This is a genomic window from Kribbella sp. NBC_00709 (assembly GCF_036226565.1).
In the GTDB taxonomy this organism is placed as follows: Bacteria; Actinomycetota; Actinomycetes; order Propionibacteriales; family Kribbellaceae; genus Kribbella.
Genome location: NZ_CP108996.1, coordinates 3,756,485 through 3,775,490, shown reverse-complemented (window position 1 = coordinate 3,775,490; position 19,006 = coordinate 3,756,485). Strand labels below are relative to the sequence as shown.

Genomic DNA, 19,006 nt, shown 5'->3' with positions numbered 1-19,006 from the left:
GCTCATGCGCAAGAGCATATTCGACAGCCCGGTCAGCCCTCGCCTTGACTGAAGGCTCAGGACGACGAGAGGAGACAGCGTGAAGGTGAGTCGGAGGGGAATGCTGACCGGCGCGGCCGCGGTCGGTGCAGCGGCAGTCGGGGCGGCCGGCGTGGTCGGGCTCGAGGGCCGGAGCGAGGCGGCGACGACCCCGGTCGCACAGCCACGGCGGGACTCGGTCGAGCTGACCTGGTTCGGGACGCACGCGTGGCAGATCCGGTGCGGCAAGACCGTCGTACTGACCGATCCGTGGCTGACCCGGTTCAAGACGGGGACGTTCACGCCGGAGGGTGCGGACCCGAAGACGAAGCTCGTGATCAAGCCCGAGGTGATCGACAAGCACCTCAGCACGGCCGACGCGATCCTGGTCCACCACGGGCACTACGACCACATGGCCGACGTGCCGTATGTCGCGAAGAAGACGCAGGCGACCGTGCTGTGCACCGAGACGCATGCCAACCTGCTGCGCGCGATGCGGACGCCGGACGAGCTGCTCTCACCCGTCCGCGGCGGCGAGTACCTGCCGTTCGACGGCTTCGCGGTCGAGGTGTACCCGTCGTTGCATTCGTGCAGCGGCAAGCGGCACACCTACGCGTACCCGGGCTATCGGTACGACGTACCGGCGCGTCCGCGCGTGATCGAGGACCTGGTCGAGGGCGGCACGCTGGCGTTCGTGATCACGATCGGCGGCCTGCGGATCCTCAGTCTGAGTACGGCGAACTTCGACCCGAACGCCCTGCGCGACCTGCAGGTCGACGTCGTCTTCGCGGCCCCCGGCGGCGAACCTGGCATCACCGACCGCCTGCTGCAGACGATCAAGCCGGTGCGGAAGGTGATCGCCACCCACTGGGACGACTTCGACAAGCCCCTCGACGAGCCCGGCGTCCCGTGGACCGACCTCACCCCGCTCCGGAAGTCGGTCCAACAGCGAGGCGCCGAGCTCGTCGTCCTCGATCACCTGCAGAAGGTCACGCTTTGACGCGGTAGTGGTACCGCGAGACGGTCTGGAAGCCGAGGCGGTCGTAGAGGGCGCGGGCCGGGGCGTTGGCCTCGACCACCTGCAGCCAGACCCGGGTAACACCGAGAGTCGTTGCCTTCTGCAACAAACCGTGGATGGTCGCCTGCGCGAGACCCTGCCGGCGGTACTCGCCGTCGACGGCGAGGCAGTAGATGCCGGCCCAGTCGCCGACCAGGGCGAGGCGGCCGATCGCCTTGGCCGGCGGTCCGGCCGGGATCACGCCGTACAGGGCGCGGGCGCGGTTGAGGATCTGCCGGGCAGCGGCCTGCGCGGCAGATCCGCCGCGGCCGTCGACGGCCCACCAGAAGTCCATCCAGTCGTCGTCGGGCGCCGAGGAAATATTCACTGCGGCGGCCGGCTCGGGCAGCTTCGCGAGGACGTCGGCGACCTCGGCGCACATCACCAGCGTCGGGTTGCGGACCTCGTAGCCGCGGGCCGCGAGGTACTCGTCGAGGTCACCGGGCTGGGCCGCCGGACCGACCTGGAAGGACGGCGCGATCTGGTGCGCGGCATACAGGTTTTCCACGTAGTCCAAGGCCCTGTCGAGGTCGAAGGGTGCGCTCGCGGGCAGGACCGAGTTCGCTCGGAGGGTCACTCCGTCGTTGTGTCGGACCAGCCAGCCGTCGAGTTCGGTGCTGTGCGCGGCGGGCCAGCCTTGGTTCATCAGGGCGTCGATATGAGCTGCGGCGATCACCTCACCAAGAGTAGGCCCGCCCGGATCAAATTGCAATCAATTGGATGTTTATTCATCGACGGCGAATCGTCGCGACGGCGTCCGCGAGCAGGTCGATGCCCTCGACAACTTCTGTCCGGTTGAGCGATCCGTACCCGAAGACGAGGCCGGCCGGACCCGATCCGGACACCCAGTACGGCGCCAGTCCGTACACCCCGACCCCGCGCTCCGACGCCGCCGCCCGGACCGCGTCCTCGGTGAGGTCCGGCGGCAGGAACGTCATCACATGCAGCCCGGCCGACACCCCGACCGGCTCGAGCTCCGGGATCCGCGCCGCCAGTTGGTCGACGAGCGTGTCCCGCAGCAGCCGGTACCGCGGCCGCATCCGGCGCAGGTGCCGGTCGAACTCACCCCGCGCCACGAAGTCTGCGAACGCCAACTGGTCGAACACCGGCGACCCGCGATCGTCCATCAGCTTCGCCTGCGCCATCGGCTCGACCAGCCAGGCCGGCAGGATCAACCAGCCCAGCCGCAGCCCGGGCGCAAGCGTCTTGCTCGCCGTCCCGGCGTACGCGACCCGCTCCGGCGCCAGCCCTTGCATCGCGCCGATCGGTTCGCGGTCGTAGCGGTACTCCGCGTCGTAGTCGTCCTCGATCACCAGCCTGTCGTTCCGGGCCGCCCACGCGACCAGCGCGGCCCGCGTCTCCGCCGAGGCCACCGCCCCGGTCGGGAACTGATGCGCCGCCGTCACGAGCACCACGTCCGCGCCGGACCGCTCGAGCGCGTCGACATCGATCCCCGACTCGAGCACGGGTACGCCGACCGCCTCGAGCCCGGCCGCCCGCGCAACCTCGCGCAGATCGTTGTCGGACGGATCTTCGACCGCCAGCCGCCGGTACCCGTGCGCCGCCAGCACCTGCAGCAGCAACCGTGAGCCCTGCGCGAACCCGTTGCAGATCAGCATGTTCTCCGGGCGGGCCGCCGTACCGCGGACCCGGTTGAGGTAGTCGGCGAGCGACATTCGCAGCTCGATCGTGCCGCGACCGTCGATGTAGGCGAGGCTGCGGTACGGCGTCTCGTTCAGCACTCGGCGGATCGATCGGAGCCACGCGGCGCGGGGGAACTGTGAGACATCCGGCCGGCTGTAGCGGAAGTCGATCCGCGGCGGGCCGCTCGCGGACCGCCGCGTGGGCGTCGGTTCGACCACCGCGATGTCCGCGACCTGCGTGTACCCACCGCCGCGGCTGATCAGATATCCCTCCGCGACGAGCTGCTGGTAAGCCTCGACGACCACGCCGCGGGACAGCCCGAGGTCTTGCGCAAGCGCGCGGGTGGACGGCATCACCGTCTCCGCCCGCAGCAGGCCGGCCCGGATCCGGGTCCGGATCCCGCCTTCCAGTTGCTGGTGGAGTGGTACGCCGCTCTCCCGCTGGAGCTCGACCAGGAGTTCGCCGGCTCCGGAACTGGTCCTCATTCGGCTCACACAACTGGACCTTATCGGAGTACCGCTTCGCTGTCAGGGTGGTGAACAGACCAAACGACAGGAGTTGAGAGCGATGACTCTATTGATGCCACGCCTCCGGCGCGGCGGGTCATGGGGCTGTAACTCCCGGCCTTCCCTCGTCGCTCCGGTCGCTCCGCTCCCTCCACTCCTCAGTCCAGGCCGGGAGGCCCGATGACCACGCTGCTGCGCACCGGCGACGCCGGGTACGACGAGGCCCGGACCGTCTGGAACGCGATGGTCGACCGCAGGCCGGCCGTGATCGCCCGGTGTTCGAGCACCGCGGACGTCGCCGAGGCAGTGCGGTTCGGCCGGGCCGCCGGACTGGAGATCGCGGTCCGCTGCGGCGGGCACAACATCGCCGGCCTCGCCGTACCCGATGGCGGGTTGATGATCGACCTGACGCTGATGAACGCGGTGCAGGTGGATCCGTCGCTGAAGCGAGCGTGGGTGCAGGGTGGCGCGTTGCTGGGCGAGCTGGACAAGGCGGCGCAGGAGTACGGCCTGGCGACGACCGCGGGGAACGTCTCCCACACCGGTGTCGGTGGGCTGACGCTCGGCGGCGGGATGGGATGGCTGGCCCGTCGGTTCGGTCTGGCCTGCGACAACGTGGTGTCGTACGAGGTCGTGACCGCGGACGGCGAGGTCGTCCTGGCGAGTGCCGACGAGAATCCGGAGCTGTTCTGGGGCCTGCGCGGTGGTGGCGGGAACTTCGGGATCGTGACGAGGTTCGAGTTCCGGTTGCACGAGGTCGGGACCCGGGCGTTGAGCGTCGAGCTCACCTTTCCGGCGTCGGCCGGCTTCCACGTGCTGCGCGGCTGGCGCGACCTGAACGAGCACGCGCCGCGGGAAGCGACGTTCACCGCGACCATCAAGCCGGACTCGGTGACCGTCGGGTACGTGTGGGTCGGCGAGGGCGGGTACAGCCTGCTGCCGGCGTTCCGCGCGCTCGGCCCGGTCGCCGACGAGGTCGTCGAGGAGACTACGTACCTGAAACTGCAGACGCGTGACGACAGCGTGCAGGGTCACCGGTACCGGCGGTACTGGAAGGGGCACTACTTCAAGGCCCTTCCCGACGAGGCGATCCGCGCGTTGCTGCGGACGCCTGGTGTGGCCGCGAGCCTGCAGGCATACGGCGGCGCGATCGCCGACGTACCGGATGGCGATGCGGCGTTCAGCCACCGGGACACGCTGTTCGAGTTCGTCACCGCGACCCGGTGGGAGGACGCGGACGAGGACCACGCGCGGATCGCCCAGCTGCGCGAGTACGCCGCCACGCTGGCGCCGTACGCGAGTGGGGCGTACATGAACACGCTGAACGGCGACCCGATCCAGCGCGCGTTCCCGCCGGCCAAGCTGGAGCGACTGGTGGCGCTGAAGACGGCGTACGACCCGGCGAATGTCTTCCACCTCAACCAGAACATCTGCCCCGGCGAGGCGAGTGCGGAGAGCGCCGCCTGACTGGTACCTCTGGAGCGTGGACTTCGAGTCTGTCTTCGCGGATGTGGCCCGGGTGATCGAGGGCACCGGCGTGGTCATCATGGCCATCGGCCTGGCCGGTGTCCTGATCCGCTACGCGTACGACGTCGTCCGCAAAGGCACCGGCAGCTACCAGCAACTCCGGGTGAACCTCGGCCGGGTGATCCTGCTCGGCCTGGAGATCCTGATCGTCGGCGACATCATCCGGACGATCATCGTGGAGACGTCGGTCCAGAGCGTGCTGGTGCTCGGCCTGATCGTGGTGATCCGGACGGTGCTCAGTTTCGCGCTCGAAGTGGAGATCTCCGGGTCCTGGCCGTGGCAGCAACGACGGACCGGGCAGTCGGACGCGGCATGATGGAGCTGTGACGACAGATCTGACTCCGGAGCTGGCCGCGACGATCGAGGCGGCGTTCGCCGCGCGGGACCGCGAGAACATGGGCCCGACGATCGCCTTCTTCGAGAAGCTGCTGAGCGAGTATCCGGACAACGCGTATGTGCTCTACGAGGTCGGTGGGTCGTACGACACCGCCGGTCAGGAAGAGAAGGCGGTCGGGTACTACGAGCGCGCGCTGCCGGGGCTGACCGGCGAGACGCGCCGCAAGTGCCTGCTGCAGTACGGCAGCACGCTGCGCAATCTCGACCGTTTCGACGAGTCGCTCGCGGTGTTCAAGGACGCCTGCGCGGAGTTCCCCGAGTCGGACTCGCTGCGGGTCTTCAAGGCGCTGACCCTGCACGCCGCCGGGAACAAGGACAAGGCGCTGGCGACACTGCTGCTGGTGATCGCCGACAAGGTCGACTCCGCGGAGATCAAACGCTACGAGGCCGCCATCCGCGGCAACGCGGACTACCTGGCCAACCTCGGCTAGGGCCGGCTCTACGCCTTGCGCGCGACGGCGCCGTAGATGGCGTCGCGGATGTCGGCCGGACGCTCGTCCTCGACCCGGCCGCCGGGAACGTGCCACTCGCCCAGCGGGACGACGCCCGGCTCGAGGATCTCGAGCTCACCGAACAGCGACGAGATCTGCTCGACCGAACGGAACGCCAGCGTCGGGAACGCGTCCTTGACCTTCTCGACCAGCTCGGTCACGAGCACATCGACGGCACCCCCGTCGCCCGGGTTGCACGCGTGCGTGATCGCCAGATACGACCCCGGCGGCAGCGCGTCGGCGTACTTGCCGGCGATCTCGCGGGTCTGCTCGTAGTCGGCGATGTGGTGCAGCATCAGCGCCATCACCAGCGCGACCGGCTCGCCGGCGGCCAGCAGCTCGGCGACCGCGGGGTCGGCCAGCACCTGCTCGGGCTTCGTGAGGTCCGCGGCGGTGAACTGGGTCCGGTCGTTGTCCAGCAGCAGGGCCCGCCCGTGGGCGACGACGGACGGGTCGTTGTCGATGTAGATCACCGAGGCGTCCACGTCGGCCTTCTGAGCGATCTGGTGGGTGTTCTCGACGGTCGGCAGGCCGGAGCCCGCGTCGATGAACCGGCGGACCCCGGCCTCTTCGGCCAGCCAGGTGATGGCGGTGTTGAGCCAGCGCCGGTTCTCCCGGGCCCACACGGGCGTCTCCGGCGCGATCTTCATGATCTGCCGATACAGCTCACGGTCGGCCTCGTAGTTGTCCTTGCCGCCGAGGGCGTAGTCGTAGACCCGGGCCACACTCGGACGCGTGGAGTCGATCCCGAACGCGACCAGCCCGCCGTCGTGCATCGGCTGATCACTCACACTGTCTCCTCGCGTCGAGGGCGCTGCTCGTCGTCCACTACGAGGGTAACGCACAGAGAGTCAGCGTTTCACCACGGCGAGTTCAGTCTGTGTAAAACCTCAACATTCACAGGGGTTTCAGCACGCGCACGCCACCCCGCGCGGTGCGGTGAGCGGATCCGGCAGCCGGCGATCGATCCCGTCGGCGGTCTCCACCGGCAGCCCCTCACGGGTCCAGTACTCGAACCCGCCGATCATCTCCTTCACCGGATACCCCAGCTTCGCGAACTCCAGGGCTGCGCGGGTCGCACCGTTGCAGCCCGGCCCCCAGCAGTACGTCACCACGGCAACGCCGTCAGGTACGACGGACGCCGCGCGAGCCGCGATCTCTCTGGTCGGCAGGTGGACCGCTCCGGGGACGTGGCCCTGGTCCCAGCTCTCCTGGCTGCGGCTGTCGATCAGCACCCAACCGGTCACGCCGCCGCCGATGTCCGAGGCGACATCCGACACGTCCGTCTCGTACGCCAGCCGTTCCGCGAAGTGTGCGACGGCGGCCTGGTCGATCTGTTTGGTCATGCAGTCAGCGTCAGCCATCGGACGGTACGGCGAACAGTGGCAGAAATGCCCTAGTACATCAAGATTCAGCCACGCGGTTTGGTGATCTTGGCCCGCGCCCGCGCCACCTTGATCGCCGCCTTCAACGACTCCACGTCGTACGCACCGTAGTGCCGCTGACCGTTCACGAAGAACGTCGGCGTACCGGAGACCCCACTCGTGTCGGCGGACTCGACGTCCTGCGCGACCCGGGCCGCGGCCACGTGCCGCTTCACCTCGTCGTGCAGCTTGTCGGCGTCCAGCCCGAGCTGCCCGGCGTACCCGATCAGGTCGGTCGGCTGCAGGTTGTCCTGGTTCGCGAGGAGCAGGTCGTGCATCTCCCAGAACGCACCCTGCGCAGCGGCCGCCTCCGACACCTCGGCGGCGATCTGCGCCCGTGGGTGGACGTCGGACAGTGGCAGGTGGCGCCAGACGAATCGCAGGTCGTCGTCCTGCATGATGTCGCGGACGATCGGCTCGGCCATCCCGCAGTACGGGCACTCGAAGTCGCCGTACTCAACCAGCGTGACCGACGCGTTCTCCGGGCCACGGATGTGGTCACGCTCCGGATCGACCGGGTCGGTCAGGTCCTGCAGCTGCTCCGCCTTGCCGAGCAGCGCCAGCGCCTTCTTCGGCGGCGAGAGCAGCTTGGCCGCGCGGAACACCAGCCAGGTGAGGCCCGATGCGATGACCACCGCCGACAGCAGACCGACCTTCGCCTCGGCCAACTGCGCACCGTCGAATGCGATCGTTGCGATCAGCAAGGAGACGGTGAACCCGATGCCGGCGATCGTCCCGCTGCCGAGCACCGCGGCCCAGCCCACTCCCGGCCGGATCCGCCCGCCGCTGAGACGCTCCAGCAACCAGGACACCGTCGTCACGGCGACCGGCTTGCCGATCACGTACCCGAGCAGGATGCCGAGCGTGATCGGCGACGTGAACGCACGCCCGAGGAACGCCATGTCGATCGTCACCCCGGCGTTCGCGAGGCCGAACAACGGGACGATCAGGTAGCTGGTCCACGGGTGGTACAGGTACTGCAGGCGCTCGTTGGGCGAGATCGTGGTGGTGAGGCCGACAGTCGCGGAGCGCGCCAGCTCCGGCGTCGGTTGCTCGCGGAACAGCCGGAACAGGCCGGTCGCCTCCTCGAGCTCCTCCCGGCCGGGCGAGTACGCCGGCGCGGTCAGCCCGATCGCCAGTCCGGCGACGACCGGGTCGACACCGCTCTTCAGCAGCGCGGCCCACATGAGTACGCCGAGAACGACGTACACCCAGGCTTTGCGGACGTGGAACAGGGAGAGGACCAGCACGATCGCGAACGCGATGATCGCCAGTACCAGCGGCATCAGCTTGATGTCCTCGCTGTAGACGACCGCGATGACGACCAGTGCGAGCAGGTCGTCGACGACGAACACCGTCAGCAGGAACACCCGCACCCGATCCGGGACGCCACGGCCGACCAGCGCGAGCAGGCCGAGCGCGAGCGCGGTGTCCGTGGACATCGCGACGCCCCAGCCGTGGGAGCCCGGTCCGCCGGCGTTGAAGGCGAGATAGATGAGTACGGGCGCCACCATCCCGGCGATGCCGGCCAGCATGGGCAGCACGAACCGGGTGCGGTCCCGCAGATCACCCAGGTCGAACTCGCGGCGCGCCTCCAGGCCCACAACCAGGAAGAACAGCGTCATCAACCCGCTGTTGATCCACTCCCGCAGATCCAGACTCAGTACGTCGTCACCGAGCCCGATCGACAGATGCGTCCGCCACAGATCGTCGTACATCCCCGGGGCCACATTGGCCCAGACCAGAGCGAGCAGGATCGCGGCCGCGAGCACACCGGAACTACCCGCCTCGGTCCGCAGAAAAGACCGCATCGGCGCGGCGAACTCCCGCCGCCAGTTGGTCCGCCCACTCAACAGACCAGACAAGTCCGCCATGCCGCACACTGTAATCGGCAACAGCCAGCCACCGCGGTCCATCCCACGCAGCTGACTGGTGGATCCAACGCCCGCCTGCTGCGCGGCTAGAGGCGTGTCGCGGTGCGGACGAGGTCGGCGACAGCTTGGGATCGGCTGAGTGGTTGCCAGGCGATGACGGTCGTGACGGCCGGAGCGTCCGGCACCGGCACGATGGCGTGATCGTCGCGTAGCTGGGCTCCGAGCGACTCGGGCATGAGCGCGCAGGCCCGGCCGAGCGTGATCAGCTGGGTCAACTGGGTATGGTCGCGGACCTGTGGACCGAGGCCGTCCGGATAAGTCCCATCTCGTCGAGGCCAGCGCGGCAGGGGCAGGTCCGTCAGGGCGTTGACCTCGGCCATCGACATCTGGGGTCGGTTGGCGAGGGGGTGTCCCGCCGGCAACACCACGACTTGCTGTTCGGTGTGTAGGTCCTCGGTGTCGAATCCGGCCGTTGTGTCGTAGGGCCGGTGGAGCAGCGCGACGTCGGCACGCCCGGTGCGTAGCAAGCTTGCCGGTTCGCCGGGCCCGCACAGCATCACCTCGACCGCGACAGCGCCCGGTTCAGCGGCGTACGCGTCCAGCAGCTTCGACAACAGTTCACTGGACGCTCCGGCCTTGGCGGCCAGCACCACACCAGGTTGGTCGGCGGCGCGGCGGGTGCGGCGCTCGGCGGCTTCGACCGCGTCGAGCACGGTCCGGGCCTCCAGCAACAGCACCGATCCGGCTTCGGTCAAAGTGATTGCGCGTGCAGTGCGGTGCAGCAGAACGACTCCGAGCCGCCGTTCCAGCTGCTGAATCGCCCGCGACAGTGGAGGTTGCGCCATCGCGAGCCGTTGTGCCGCCCGCCCGAAGTGCAGCTCCTCGGCGACGGCGACGAAGTACCGCAGCTCCCGCGTCTCCACCAACTGATCGTATCCGGCGCTGACCACGACCAATACCTGTGCGGTATCGCCGCCCACCCGACCGGTCTTGGACGCCCCACCCGAGTCCGCAACATGATCGACGGCATGAGTGAACCGAGGATCGCGCTGGTGACCGGCGCGAACAAAGGAATCGGGTACGAGATCGCCGCAGGCCTGGGCGACCTCGGCTGGCGCATCGGTGTGGGCGCGAGGGATCAAGAACGCCGCGACACCGCGGTCGAGAAGCTGCGCGCGGCCGGCACCGATGCGTTCGGTGTACCGCTCGACGTGACCGACGACGCGAGCGTGGCCGCGGCGGCCGAACTGATCGCCGACCGTGTCCCCTGGCTCGACGTCCTGGTCAACAACGCCGCGATCACCGGAGCTATGCCACAGACGCCCACCACGCTCGATCCCGCGGTCGTGAGAGACGTCGTGGAATCCAACGTGATCGGCGTCATCCGGGTCACCAACGCGATGCTGCCGCTGCTGCGTACCTCCGCATCACCGCGAATCGTCAACCTGTCCAGCAGCGTCGGCTCGCTCGCTCTGCAAACCACACCCGGCCTCGACATGGGCCCGGTTCCCGCCGCCTACCTGGCGTCGAAGACCTTCCTCAACGCCATCACCATCCAATACGCCAAAGAACTGGGCGACACCAACATCCTGATCAACTCCGGCTGCCCCGGCTTCACCGCCACCGACCTCAACGGATTCCGCGGCGTCCGCACACCACAACAGGGCGCGGCCATCGCGATTCACCTCGCGACCCTGCCCGACGACGGACCGACCGGCGGATTCTTCGACGACGCCGGAACAGTGCCCTGGTAACGATCAGCGCGATGGCGGGCATCTTCCCTCGACGTTTCCGTCCGGGCAGCGCAGTCCAGCAGCCTCGGGCGGGTTGGAAAACCCGTGTCGCCGCAGGCTCCTGACGACTAGGTTCGCGTTCATGACCGACGGCGACTGGAGGGACAGCGGGTTCAGGCAGCGTCGGCCCTCCGCGGAAACGCTCGCCTGGGTTGCGGCGGCGATGGGTCGGGGCAGTCGCGTCGTTGGCCATCGCCGAATGACCGGCGGCGTCTGCTCCGCCGTACATCGGCTGACTGTCGAGCGACGTGGAGTGCGAAGGTTCGTCGTACTGCGGCAGTACCCTGGCGGGCTCGGCCTGGAGGCGGCCCTCGAGAAGGAGATCGCCAACCTTGGTGTGGTGGCGGGAAGCGGGCTCCCGGTTCCGCGCATCCTGGCTGCTGATGTTGCTGGTACTTCGACCGGGGGCGCGCCGGCGTTGCTGATGACACGGTTGCCGGGGCATGTTCACCTCAATCCGGTGGAACCTCGGTCGTGGCTGACGAGGATCGCCGAGATTGCTGTCTTGCTGCATTCCCTCGATCTCCCCGCGAAGACGTTCAACCCCTGGACAGATTCTTGGATCGCTCCTCTGGACGAGTTCAAGGTGCCGGTCGGCGCACAGAAGCCGGCTGTCTGGAAGGCGGCGTTCGGTGTCATGGCGGCGCCGCCACCAAAGGACCCTGCCGTCTTCCTGCACTGTGATTTCCTGCCCGTCAACATGCTGTGGTCGCGCGGGAGGATTAGCGGACTGACCGACTGGAACTCCATCCATCGGGGAGCACGCGCCATTGACGTCGGACAGTGTCGGCGATACCTCGCGGCGCTCTACTCGCCCGAGTGGTCGGAGCAGCTTCGGTCGCTCTACGAGTCGATCGCCGGGGTGACCCTCGATCCGTGGTGGGACCTGTATGCCCTGCTGCACTACGACGACAGCGGGTCGAAGTGGATCCGCGGTCAGGTCGCCGGGCGCCGTCCCGTCGATGTGCCCGGCATGGCATCCCGCGTCGAGGTCGCCATCGAGACAGCGCTACGCCGCCTCGGCTAACTGCAGGTTCCCTGGTGGCGATGAGCCGGAGGGCGGGTGCGAGCGGCGCGTAGCACGGCGACGACGGAGCCGCGCGTAGTGCCGCGTGGGTCGACCAGCCAGCTGCGCGCGGAACCGCGTAGTACCGGTCAATTAGCGCTGCGGGAGGTCTTCCATATCGTTTCGGTGGACCGGCTAACACTCCATGGCTGTTGGGCTGCATGATTGCCCTGCCCCAACTGCACGACCATGTCCTGGAGCCCCTGTGACCGAGCCCGATCTCGCTACGTCGGCGGATACTTTCGCCCGGCTGGCGATCGAGTTGCATGATGCGCCTGGTGTCGAGGAGACGATCGACGCCGTCGTGCAGTTCGCGCTGCAGGCTTTGAACTGCACGTACGCCGGTGTGACCTTGTACACGCGTGGTTCGCGAGCGGAGATCGCCGCGGTCACGGACCCGGTCGTCGCTGACGTGTACGAACTGCAGATCACCACCGAGACGGGTCCGCTGGTCACCGCGCTGCGGGATCGGACCCCGGTTCTGATCCGGGACACGAGTACCGACGAGCGTTGGCCCGAGTGGGCGGCGAAGGTTGCGGCGCTCGGAGTCCGCAGCGCGCTCGACGTACCGTTGGCGACCGGTGACGCAGCGCGACAGACAGTCGGTGTGCTGGGGTTGTACAGCCCGGAGCCGGACGCGTTCAGCGAGGACGACGAGGCGATCGCGCACATCCTCGCGCGGCACGCGTCGGTCGCGGTGGCGTCGGCGCGGCACGAGGAGACGATGGCGCAGGCGGTCGATGCGCGGAAGCTCGTCGGCCAGGCGATGGGCATCCTGATGGAGCGTTTCGACGTGGACGCGGACCGGGCGTTCGCGATCCTGAAGCGCTACTCGCAGGACACCAACACGAAGCTCCGCGACGTCGCCCAGCACCTGATCGACACCCGGAAGTTGCCGCACTGAGTGACCCCGGCGGATTCTGACACCGTTGTCCAGGCAACACGGAGCGAAATCCGTTGCATACTTCGAGAAGAGTTGGGTACTCCGCCTCCACGGTGTTCACCCGGTTCGAGGGGTTGTGGACATCTGTCTGTCATTGAGTGAGCATGACGCCGGGATTTGTGCGGCCAGAACCGCGGACCGGGTCACGTCTCGGCGTCCTCACTCATCGCGCCACCAGCTCGTCCAGGTGAGCTGCCGGTTACCCTGACGCAATGGGTGCCTGGCAGCCGTTGTCCAGTCCGTCACGGCAGGTGGCGTTGGAGATCCTGCTGGACGGGCCGTTGTCGCGCGCCGAGCTCTCGCGCCGCGTCGGCCTTTCGCCTGGCAGCCTCACCCGCCTGACCAAGCCGATGGTCGAGTCGGGCCTGCTGGTCGAGGTCGAAGGCGGCCCGACGGACGCCAGGGTCGGCCGCCCGTCGCAGCCGCTCGATCTGGATGCGAACGCGCACCACTTCGTCGGCATCAAGCTGACCGGCGACTCGGCGATCGGCGTACTCACGACTCTGCGGGCGGACGTGATCGCGAGCGTCGAACGTCCGCTCACCGATCCCACCCCCTCCGTGGTGGCCGACCTCGTCCTCGAGCTCACCGACGAGCTGGCGATCCAGGTGCCGGGCGGTACGGCGATCACCGGGCTCGGCGTCTCGATCGGCGGCCGGGTGGCGGACGGCTCGGAGGTCCGCTGGGGCCCGTATCTCAACTGGGTCGACGTACCGTTCGGCGCCATCCTCGCCGCACACACGAGCGTCCCGGTCGTGGTCACGAACGACCTGACCTCGCTGACCGAGGCGACCCACTGGTTCGGCGCCGGCCGCAACTCGGACCGCTTCGTGCTGCTCACGATCGGTGCCGGCGTCGGGTACGGACTCGTCATCCACAACCGGATCGTGGACAGCCCGGACGTCACCATCGGCCTGATCGGGCACCACCCGCTGATACCGGACGGCCCGCGCTGCGATCGCGGTCACCACGGCTGCGCGCTCAGTCTGCTCACGGTCGGCGCCATCACCGAGCAGGTCGGCGCGGCGGTCGGCAGGCCGGTCGGGTACGACGAGGCACTCGATCTCGCGGCCAAAGGCGATCCGGCCGCGCGGGAGGTGATCGGCCGCGCCGGTCGCGCCCTCGGCAAGCTGATCGCGGCAGCGGCGAACTTCACCATGCCCGAGCTCGTCGTCCTCGGCGGCGAGGGCGTCCGGCTGGCCGAGGTCGCGCACGACGACCTGCTGACTGCCCTGCACGCCGACCGGCACCCGTCGGCCGCCGAACTGCGGATGGTCCTGCAGCCCGCCGATTTCAGCGAATGGGCGCGCGGCGCCGCGGTCGTCGCCATCCAGACCTTCGTCCTCGGCACTACGTAACTGACTATTCGCCGATAAGCAGTTACACTCTCCGGCATGGACATCGTGAGGCGATGGTTGGAGGGCTGGCGGTTGTGCCGCGGCCTGGAGCCGGTGATCGAGTACGACGACGCGTACGCCGCCGTACTGCGCTTGCCCGGTCGCGAACGGGAACTGTTCGCGCGCACTGACGACGCGGGGACCGTGGACCGGCTCGCCGCCGGACTGACCGCGGACACCTGGCTGACTGTTACCACACAAACCGGTAACGAGATTGCGCGTCGACTCGCGGCCGCCGGCGCACAGCCGTTCGAGGAGCAGAAAACGCTGATGTCGATCGACCTGCACGACCATCCGTCGGCGGCTGCCGAGTTCGAGTCGGACGGCCCGTTGGAGTACGTGCGGGTGCTGATCGACGGCACGGTCGCGGCCCACGGCATGGCGGCGATCGTCGGCGCCGATGCGGTGATGCACGACATCCAGACCGACCCGGCCTACCGGCGCCGGGGCCTCGGCAGCATCGTCATGGGGGCGCTGAGCCGGCGGGCACTCGAGCGCGGTGCGACCACCGGTCTGCTGATGGCGACCACCGACGGCTTCCACTTGTACCGGAAACTCGGCTGGTTGCCTGAAGCAACCATGGTGACGGCGTCAGGAGACGCGCGCGCGGTGAGCGGCGACCTTGGTGCGGTTCTGACAGGCCGTTGAGCAGAACCGCTGCGTGCGGTTCCGGGTCGAGTCCAGGAAAACGTCCTCACAACGGGTCGCCTCACAGCGGCGGAGCCGCTCGACCTCGTCGCTGCCGAGCAGCATCGCCACAGCCGTAGCGAGCTCGGCCAGCCATCCGGTGGCCTCGTCCGGGCTGCCGAAGTGCAGGTGCCACGGCGCCCCCGGGTCCCGGACGAGGTGCGGCGCTGCCTGCGTGTCCCGGAGCATCCCGTTCACCAGGTCGACGGCGGCGTCGACATCCGGCAGGCGGCGGAGAGCGTCGTACAGGATCTTGGCGCCGGCCTCGTAGTCGCCGGCCTCGACGGCGGGGACACGGTTGGTCGTGAGGCGAAGAGCGGCGCGGACGGCGTCGGCGTCGGGAGTCGCCGCCGGACGACCCTGGCGCGGATCGGATCCGAAGGCGTTCGCCAGCGCGATCGCCGCGGACAACGACGCCTTCAGGTGATCGGTGGCCTCCATCCGCCCAGTATCCCTGGTTGACCGGCGGTGGGAAGCTCATTCAGAGGGATGAGGTGGGTCATACCAGGGTCGTAGACACCGGTTCCGCACATCCGTCCGCGATCCGATGAAGCTGATCGTTGCCGGAAACAACAATGACTGACATGTACCTGGTTCAGTCCCGCCACCGCCCGGCGCCACGTGGGATCGCCGGATTGTCGGAGGCCGTCGTCGACCTCGCCGCCATTCGCGACAACGTCCGGGCGTTCCGGCGGCGCGTTCCGCAGGACGTCCTGGCCGTGGTCAAGGCCGACGGCTTCGGGCACGGCGCCGTACCGGTCGCCCGGGCAGCGGTCGAGGCCGGGGCGACCTGGCTCGGCGTCGCCCGGGCCGACGAGGCGTTGCAACTGCGCTCGGCCGGGCTGACCGTACCGATCCTGACCTGGCTGTACGACGCCGCGGAACTGGTGCTGCTCGGCGATGTAGACGTGGACGTCAGCGTCTCGACCGTCGCCGAACTGCAGCGGGTCGTCTCCATCCCGTCCGTCCACTACGTGCACCTCAAGCTGGACACCGGTTTGCACCGGGCCGGCAGTGCACCCGACCAGTGGATCGAGCTCACCCGAACGGCGGCGCATTACGAGGCGCTCGGCGCCGTCACGGTCCGTGGGATCTGGTCGCATCTCTCGCACGGCGACTCCGTCGACGCCATGCAGAGCACGCGGCAGTTGCAGCTCCTGCGGACCGGGGTGGGTCTCGCGCGCCGGGCCGGCCTGCGCCCCAGCGTCGTACATCTGGCGAACTCGGCCGGTGCGATCACGCTCGACGCGCCGGACTGCAACCTGGTCCGGATCGGTGCCGGGTTGTACGGGATCGACGAGGTAGGGCTCGGGCTGCGGCCCGCGATGCGGCTGATGAGCAAGCTGACCCAGGTACGCCGGATCCGTGCGGGTGAAGGGGTTTCGTACGGGCACGACTTCGTGACGGATCGGGACACCACGATCGGCCTGGTCCCGATCGGGTACGCCGACGGCATCCCCCGGGTCGCGGTGCAGCGGGCGAGCGTGCTGTGCCACGGCGTACAGATGCCGGTGATCGGGCGGATCGCGATGGACCAATTCGTCGTCGATGCCGGTGATGCCGCCGTCGAGCCAGGCGAACCGGTGACGATCTTCGGTGACGGTTCCGCGGGTGAACCGACTGCCGCTGACTGGGCCGATTGGGCCGGCACCATCCCGCACGAGATCTATTGCGGCATCGGGTCCCGGGTGCCTCGTCGCTATGAGGAGGGCAACCGATGAAGGTCGCGGTCGTGACGGGTGGCGCGAGCCCGGAGTACGAGGTTTCGCTTGCCAGCGGCAAAGGGATCACGAAGGCGGTCGAACTCCTCGGCCACACAGCGATCCCGCTACTGATCGATGCTGACGGCAACTGGGTCGACGGTCAGCACGAGGCGATCGAGATCATGCAGGCGTGCGACGTCACCATCCCGGCGCTGCACGGCGAGGGCGGCGAGGACGGTCGACTGCAGGGTTTCCTCGAGCAACTGCACATCCTGTACGTCGGCAGCGGGATCGCGGCCAGCGCGGTCGGTCTGGACAAGCACCTGACGAAGGCGGTCCTGAGGGCACACGGCATCCCGGTCACGCCGGGTGTCACGCTCCGCGGGACAGAGTTGACCGACACCGAAGCTGCGCTGCAGAAGCTGAAGGTGGCCGGCCTGGACTTCCCGCTGTTCGTCAAGCCGGGCAACGGCGGCTCGAGCTTCGGGGTGTCCAGGGCAACGAATCTGCCGACCTTGCTCGCGGCGATCGCGGACGCCGCCCTACTCGACCCGCACGTGCTGGTGGAACGGGAAATGGTCGGACGCGAGATCGACCTGGCGGTGCTGGAGTTTCCGGATGGGCGGGTCGAGACTGCCCCGGCGCTGGAGATCCATCCCGACCCGAAGCAGCCCTTCTTCGACGCGACCGCGAAGTACGACAGCTCTGCGACGCGATTCGTCGTACCCGCTCCGCTCTCGCCGGAGTTGGCCGAGCGGTTGCGGCGTACGGCGATCGACGTGTTCGAGGTCCTCGGATGTGCGGGGTTGGCGCGGGTCGACTTCTTCGTGCCGGACGATGGGGAGCCGGTGGTCAACGAGATCAACACGTTCCCCGGATTCACGCCCGCGTCGCAGTTCCCGCGGATGTGGGCCGCGGCCGGAATGTCGTACGCCGAAGTGGTCGACACCCTGATCCGTACGGCGGTGGCGCGCGGATGACCGTACTGCTGAGCGACGACCGGATCACGAACATCCCGGCGATCGAGAACGGCGAACCGCTGGTCGACCTGTTCACCCGGGCCGTGGCGACGACCGGGCGACAGTTCGCCCGCGAGAGCGTGGCGGACCGGCTCGCGCTGGCCGACACGTTCTTACCGGCGGGGGTTCGGCTGCACGTGGTCGAAGGGCTGCGGGCGGTCGAGAGTCAGCAGTCGATCTACGACGGCTATCGCGCCGAGTTGCGACGGCTGCATCCCGGGATCTCGGATCACGAGGTACGCGTACTGGCCAGCCGGTTCGTGTCGCCGGTGGAGGTCGCGCCGCATGTTGCCGGTGCGGCGGTCGATCTGACGCTGATCGGCGCCCACGGGCCGCTCGACCTGGGTACGCCGATCGACGCGACACCTGAGCAGAGCAATGGGGCATGCTTCTTCGCGGCGACCAACATCAGCCACGAGGCCCGCACGAACCGGTCGTTGCTCGCCGACGTACTCACCGCAGCCGACCTGGTGAATTACCCCACCGAGTGGTGGCACTGGTCGTACGGCGATCGCTACTGGGCCTACGTCGAGGACCGGCCAGCGGCCCTCTACGAACCAACATCGATCCTCACAGGCGTCTCCGACTGACGCCACCCCGGCAGGCCAAGGAGAGCTGGAGCGTCTGAGGGGTCAACCCCTCAGATTGCCGGTTGTGCCCCCCGCAGGCGAGGTGTCAACCGACCATCTCGGGGGTCAACCCCTGAGACGGCCCGTGGTGCGTTGCCGCTCGGCTGGGTTATGGCGCCCCGGGTCAGGGTTGCGTGGGTAGTGGCCCGGCGGGCGGGTCGGCCTGGCAGCGTGACGACCCCAACCTTTCGGGGCGAGGTATTGGCGCGAGAGGGCGGGGGCGTTGATAGGTGGCGGCTATGGGGTGATAGGCAGCATTGCTTTGACCGGGCGGTCGTGGCGACGGAATATTGTATACATGACTAGTGCGGTCGTAGTTGACGTTCGAGCTCAGCGTGTGCGGGAGATCGCGGAGGAGTTGCGTGGGCTCCGCGGGGCGTTGATCCCGATCCTGCATGCGGTGCAGGAGGAGTTCGGGTACGTCGACCAGCCGGACGTCGCCGTCATCGCGGATGTGCTGAACATCGCCGTGGCCGAGGTGCACGGGGTCGTCACGTTCTACAAGGACTTCCGGCGTACGGCGGCCGGGCGGACGACGGTGGCGATCTGTCAGGCGGAGGCGTGCCGGGCTGTTGGCGCGGTGTCGCTGGCCGAGCATGCCAAGCGTGCCATCGGGTGTGGGTTCGGCGAGACGACGTACGACGGGCGGGTCACGCTCGATGAAGTGTTCTGCTTCGGGAACTGTGCGCTGGGGCCGACGGTGCAGGTCGGCGAGAAGCTGCATGGGCGGGTCACGCCGGCCCGGCTCGACGCGCTGCTGGGGGAAGCGCGATGAGGATCTTCGTCCCGCGTGATTCGGCCGCTCGCTCCGTGGGGGCTGACGAGGTAGCCG

At 68.5% G+C, this 19,006-nt stretch carries 20 protein-coding genes and 1 pseudogene; 13 read left to right on the top strand and 8 right to left on the bottom strand.

What is annotated here, in order from left to right; genetic code table 11:
* Positions 1–79: 79 nt before the first annotated feature.
* Positions 80–1,018, top strand: a complete 939-nt coding sequence (locus tag OHA18_RS18590; RefSeq protein ID WP_329005380.1) for an MBL fold metallo-hydrolase — start codon at positions 80–82, stop codon at positions 1,016–1,018.
* On the opposite strand, the gene OHA18_RS18585 is transcribed toward OHA18_RS18590, so the two are convergent.
* Together OHA18_RS18585 and pdxR are read right to left on the bottom strand one after the other, a co-directional pair.
* A complete protein-coding gene (locus OHA18_RS18585; protein WP_329005379.1) occupies positions 1,008–1,751 on the bottom strand; it encodes a GNAT family N-acetyltransferase in 744 nt (247 codons plus the stop codon). The genes OHA18_RS18590 and OHA18_RS18585 overlap by 11 nt on opposite strands.
* A 52-nt stretch (positions 1,752–1,803) precedes the next feature.
* A complete protein-coding gene (gene pdxR / locus OHA18_RS18580; RefSeq protein ID WP_329005378.1) occupies positions 1,804–3,204 on the bottom strand; it encodes a MocR-like pyridoxine biosynthesis transcription factor PdxR in 1,401 nt (466 codons plus the stop codon).
* 201 nt (positions 3,205–3,405) lie between these two features.
* On the opposite strand from pdxR, the gene OHA18_RS18575 reads away from it, so the two are divergent.
* From OHA18_RS18575 to OHA18_RS18565, 3 genes are read left to right on the top strand one after another with little or no spacing between them, the layout of a single operon-like run.
* Complete coding sequence (locus tag OHA18_RS18575; RefSeq protein WP_329005377.1) at positions 3,406–4,692, top strand: FAD-binding oxidoreductase; 1,287 nt, start codon at positions 3,406–3,408, stop codon at positions 4,690–4,692.
* Between the two features lie 16 nt (positions 4,693–4,708).
* Complete coding sequence (locus tag OHA18_RS18570) at positions 4,709–5,068, top strand: DUF1622 domain-containing protein (protein WP_329005376.1); 360 nt, start codon at positions 4,709–4,711, stop codon at positions 5,066–5,068.
* Positions 5,069–5,075: 7 nt separating this feature from the next.
* A complete protein-coding gene (locus OHA18_RS18565; RefSeq protein ID WP_329005375.1) occupies positions 5,076–5,579 on the top strand; it encodes a tetratricopeptide repeat protein in 504 nt (167 codons plus the stop codon).
* 8 nt (positions 5,580–5,587) lie between these two features.
* Here the strand turns inward: OHA18_RS18565 and OHA18_RS18560 are convergent, their stop codons facing one another.
* The 4 genes from OHA18_RS18560 to OHA18_RS18545 all read right to left on the bottom strand — a co-directional run bounded on the left by OHA18_RS18560 (position 5,588) and on the right by OHA18_RS18545 (position 9,860).
* Positions 5,588–6,430 (bottom strand): SAM-dependent methyltransferase, encoded by an 843-nt coding sequence (locus OHA18_RS18560; protein WP_329005374.1) that lies wholly within the window; start codon positions 6,428–6,430, stop codon positions 5,588–5,590.
* Between the two features lie 117 nt (positions 6,431–6,547).
* Positions 6,548–6,985 carry a rhodanese-like domain-containing protein gene (locus OHA18_RS18555; RefSeq protein WP_329005373.1) on the bottom strand — a complete coding sequence of 146 codons (438 nt, stop codon included), beginning with the start codon at positions 6,983–6,985 and terminating at the stop codon, positions 6,548–6,550.
* Positions 6,986–7,050: 65 nt separating this feature from the next.
* On the bottom strand, positions 7,051–8,937 hold the full coding sequence (nhaA, locus tag OHA18_RS18550) for a Na+/H+ antiporter NhaA (protein WP_329005372.1): 1,887 nt from the start codon (positions 8,935–8,937) through the stop codon (positions 7,051–7,053).
* Between the two features lie 86 nt (positions 8,938–9,023).
* A complete protein-coding gene (locus OHA18_RS18545) occupies positions 9,024–9,860 on the bottom strand; it encodes a LysR family transcriptional regulator (protein ID WP_329005371.1) in 837 nt (278 codons plus the stop codon).
* A 105-nt stretch (positions 9,861–9,965) separates the two neighbouring features.
* On the opposite strand from OHA18_RS18545, the gene OHA18_RS18540 reads away from it, so the two are divergent.
* The 5 genes from OHA18_RS18540 (at position 9,966) to OHA18_RS18520 (ending at position 14,784) form a co-directional block, all read left to right on the top strand.
* Positions 9,966–10,691 carry an SDR family NAD(P)-dependent oxidoreductase gene (locus OHA18_RS18540; RefSeq protein WP_329005370.1) on the top strand — a complete coding sequence of 242 codons (726 nt, stop codon included), beginning with the start codon at positions 9,966–9,968 and terminating at the stop codon, positions 10,689–10,691.
* A gap of 121 nt (positions 10,692–10,812) precedes the next feature.
* Positions 10,813–11,757: a phosphotransferase family protein gene (locus tag OHA18_RS18535; protein WP_329005369.1), complete on the top strand. Its 945-nt coding sequence runs from the start codon at positions 10,813–10,815 to the stop codon at positions 11,755–11,757.
* A gap of 244 nt (positions 11,758–12,001) precedes the next feature.
* Complete coding sequence (locus OHA18_RS18530; RefSeq protein WP_329005368.1) at positions 12,002–12,700, top strand: GAF and ANTAR domain-containing protein; 699 nt, start codon at positions 12,002–12,004, stop codon at positions 12,698–12,700.
* A gap of 251 nt (positions 12,701–12,951) precedes the next feature.
* Positions 12,952–14,097, top strand: coding sequence for an ROK family transcriptional regulator (locus OHA18_RS18525; RefSeq protein WP_329005367.1), 1,146 nt, complete (start codon positions 12,952–12,954; stop codon positions 14,095–14,097).
* A gap of 36 nt (positions 14,098–14,133) precedes the next feature.
* Positions 14,134–14,784 (top strand): GNAT family N-acetyltransferase, encoded by a 651-nt coding sequence (locus OHA18_RS18520; RefSeq protein ID WP_329005366.1) that lies wholly within the window; start codon positions 14,134–14,136, stop codon positions 14,782–14,784.
* Here the strand turns inward: OHA18_RS18520 and OHA18_RS18515 are convergent.
* Entirely contained in the window at positions 14,728–14,889 is a 162-nt protein-coding gene (locus OHA18_RS18515) for a CGNR zinc finger domain-containing protein (RefSeq protein WP_329006133.1), read from the bottom strand. The genes OHA18_RS18520 and OHA18_RS18515 overlap by 57 nt on opposite strands.
* Positions 14,887–15,276 (bottom strand): annotated as a pseudogene (locus tag OHA18_RS18510) (hypothetical protein); the annotation flags it as partial. The gene OHA18_RS18515 and the pseudogene OHA18_RS18510, both read right to left, overlap by 3 nt.
* A gap of 131 nt (positions 15,277–15,407) precedes the next feature.
* Between OHA18_RS18510 and alr the strand changes: the two are divergent.
* From alr to OHA18_RS18490, 4 genes are all read left to right on the top strand, one after another.
* Positions 15,408–16,544: an alanine racemase gene (gene alr / locus OHA18_RS18505; protein WP_329005365.1), complete on the top strand. Its 1,137-nt coding sequence runs from the start codon at positions 15,408–15,410 to the stop codon at positions 16,542–16,544.
* Positions 16,541–17,506, top strand: a complete 966-nt coding sequence (locus OHA18_RS18500) for a D-alanine--D-alanine ligase family protein (RefSeq protein WP_329005364.1) — start codon at positions 16,541–16,543, stop codon at positions 17,504–17,506. Before alr ends, OHA18_RS18500 begins: the two co-directional genes overlap by 4 nt.
* The gene (locus tag OHA18_RS18495; RefSeq protein ID WP_329005363.1) at positions 17,503–18,135 is read left to right on the top strand and encodes a M15 family metallopeptidase; all 633 of its coding nucleotides are present in this window, start codon (positions 17,503–17,505) and stop codon (positions 18,133–18,135) included. The genes OHA18_RS18500 and OHA18_RS18495 overlap by 4 nt, the downstream gene beginning before the upstream one ends.
* A 337-nt stretch (positions 18,136–18,472) precedes the next feature.
* The gene (locus OHA18_RS18490) at positions 18,473–18,949 is read left to right on the top strand and encodes an NAD(P)H-dependent oxidoreductase subunit E (RefSeq protein WP_329005362.1); all 477 of its coding nucleotides are present in this window, start codon (positions 18,473–18,475) and stop codon (positions 18,947–18,949) included.
* The last annotated feature ends 57 nt before the right edge of the window (positions 18,950–19,006 follow it).

Bases quoted from the DNA above. Each gene is read 5' to 3' on its own strand.
- pdxR (WP_329005378.1), bottom strand. From the start codon at position 3,204: ATGAGGACCAGTTCCGGAGCCGGCGAACTCCTGGTCGAGCTCCAGCGG.
- OHA18_RS18575 (WP_329005377.1), top strand. From the start codon at position 3,406: ATGACCACGCTGCTGCGCACCGGCGACGCCGGGTACGACGAGGCCCGG.
- OHA18_RS18555 (WP_329005373.1), bottom strand. From the start codon at position 6,985: ATGACCAAACAGATCGACCAGGCCGCCGTCGCACACTTCGCGGAACGG.
- nhaA (WP_329005372.1), bottom strand. From the start codon at position 8,937: ATGGCGGACTTGTCTGGTCTGTTGAGTGGGCGGACCAACTGGCGGCGG.
- OHA18_RS18540 (WP_329005370.1), top strand. From the start codon at position 9,966: ATGAGTGAACCGAGGATCGCGCTGGTGACCGGCGCGAACAAAGGAATC.
- OHA18_RS18535 (WP_329005369.1), top strand. From the start codon at position 10,813: ATGACCGACGGCGACTGGAGGGACAGCGGGTTCAGGCAGCGTCGGCCC.
- OHA18_RS18525 (WP_329005367.1), top strand. From the start codon at position 12,952: ATGGGTGCCTGGCAGCCGTTGTCCAGTCCGTCACGGCAGGTGGCGTTG.
- OHA18_RS18520 (WP_329005366.1), top strand. From the start codon at position 14,134: ATGGACATCGTGAGGCGATGGTTGGAGGGCTGGCGGTTGTGCCGCGGC.
- OHA18_RS18515 (WP_329006133.1), bottom strand. From the start codon at position 14,889: ATGCTGCTCGGCAGCGACGAGGTCGAGCGGCTCCGCCGCTGTGAGGCG.
- alr (WP_329005365.1), top strand. From the start codon at position 15,408: ATGTACCTGGTTCAGTCCCGCCACCGCCCGGCGCCACGTGGGATCGCC.
- OHA18_RS18500 (WP_329005364.1), top strand. From the start codon at position 16,541: ATGAAGGTCGCGGTCGTGACGGGTGGCGCGAGCCCGGAGTACGAGGTT.
- OHA18_RS18495 (WP_329005363.1), top strand. From the start codon at position 17,503: ATGACCGTACTGCTGAGCGACGACCGGATCACGAACATCCCGGCGATC.
- OHA18_RS18490 (WP_329005362.1), top strand. From the start codon at position 18,473: ATGACTAGTGCGGTCGTAGTTGACGTTCGAGCTCAGCGTGTGCGGGAG.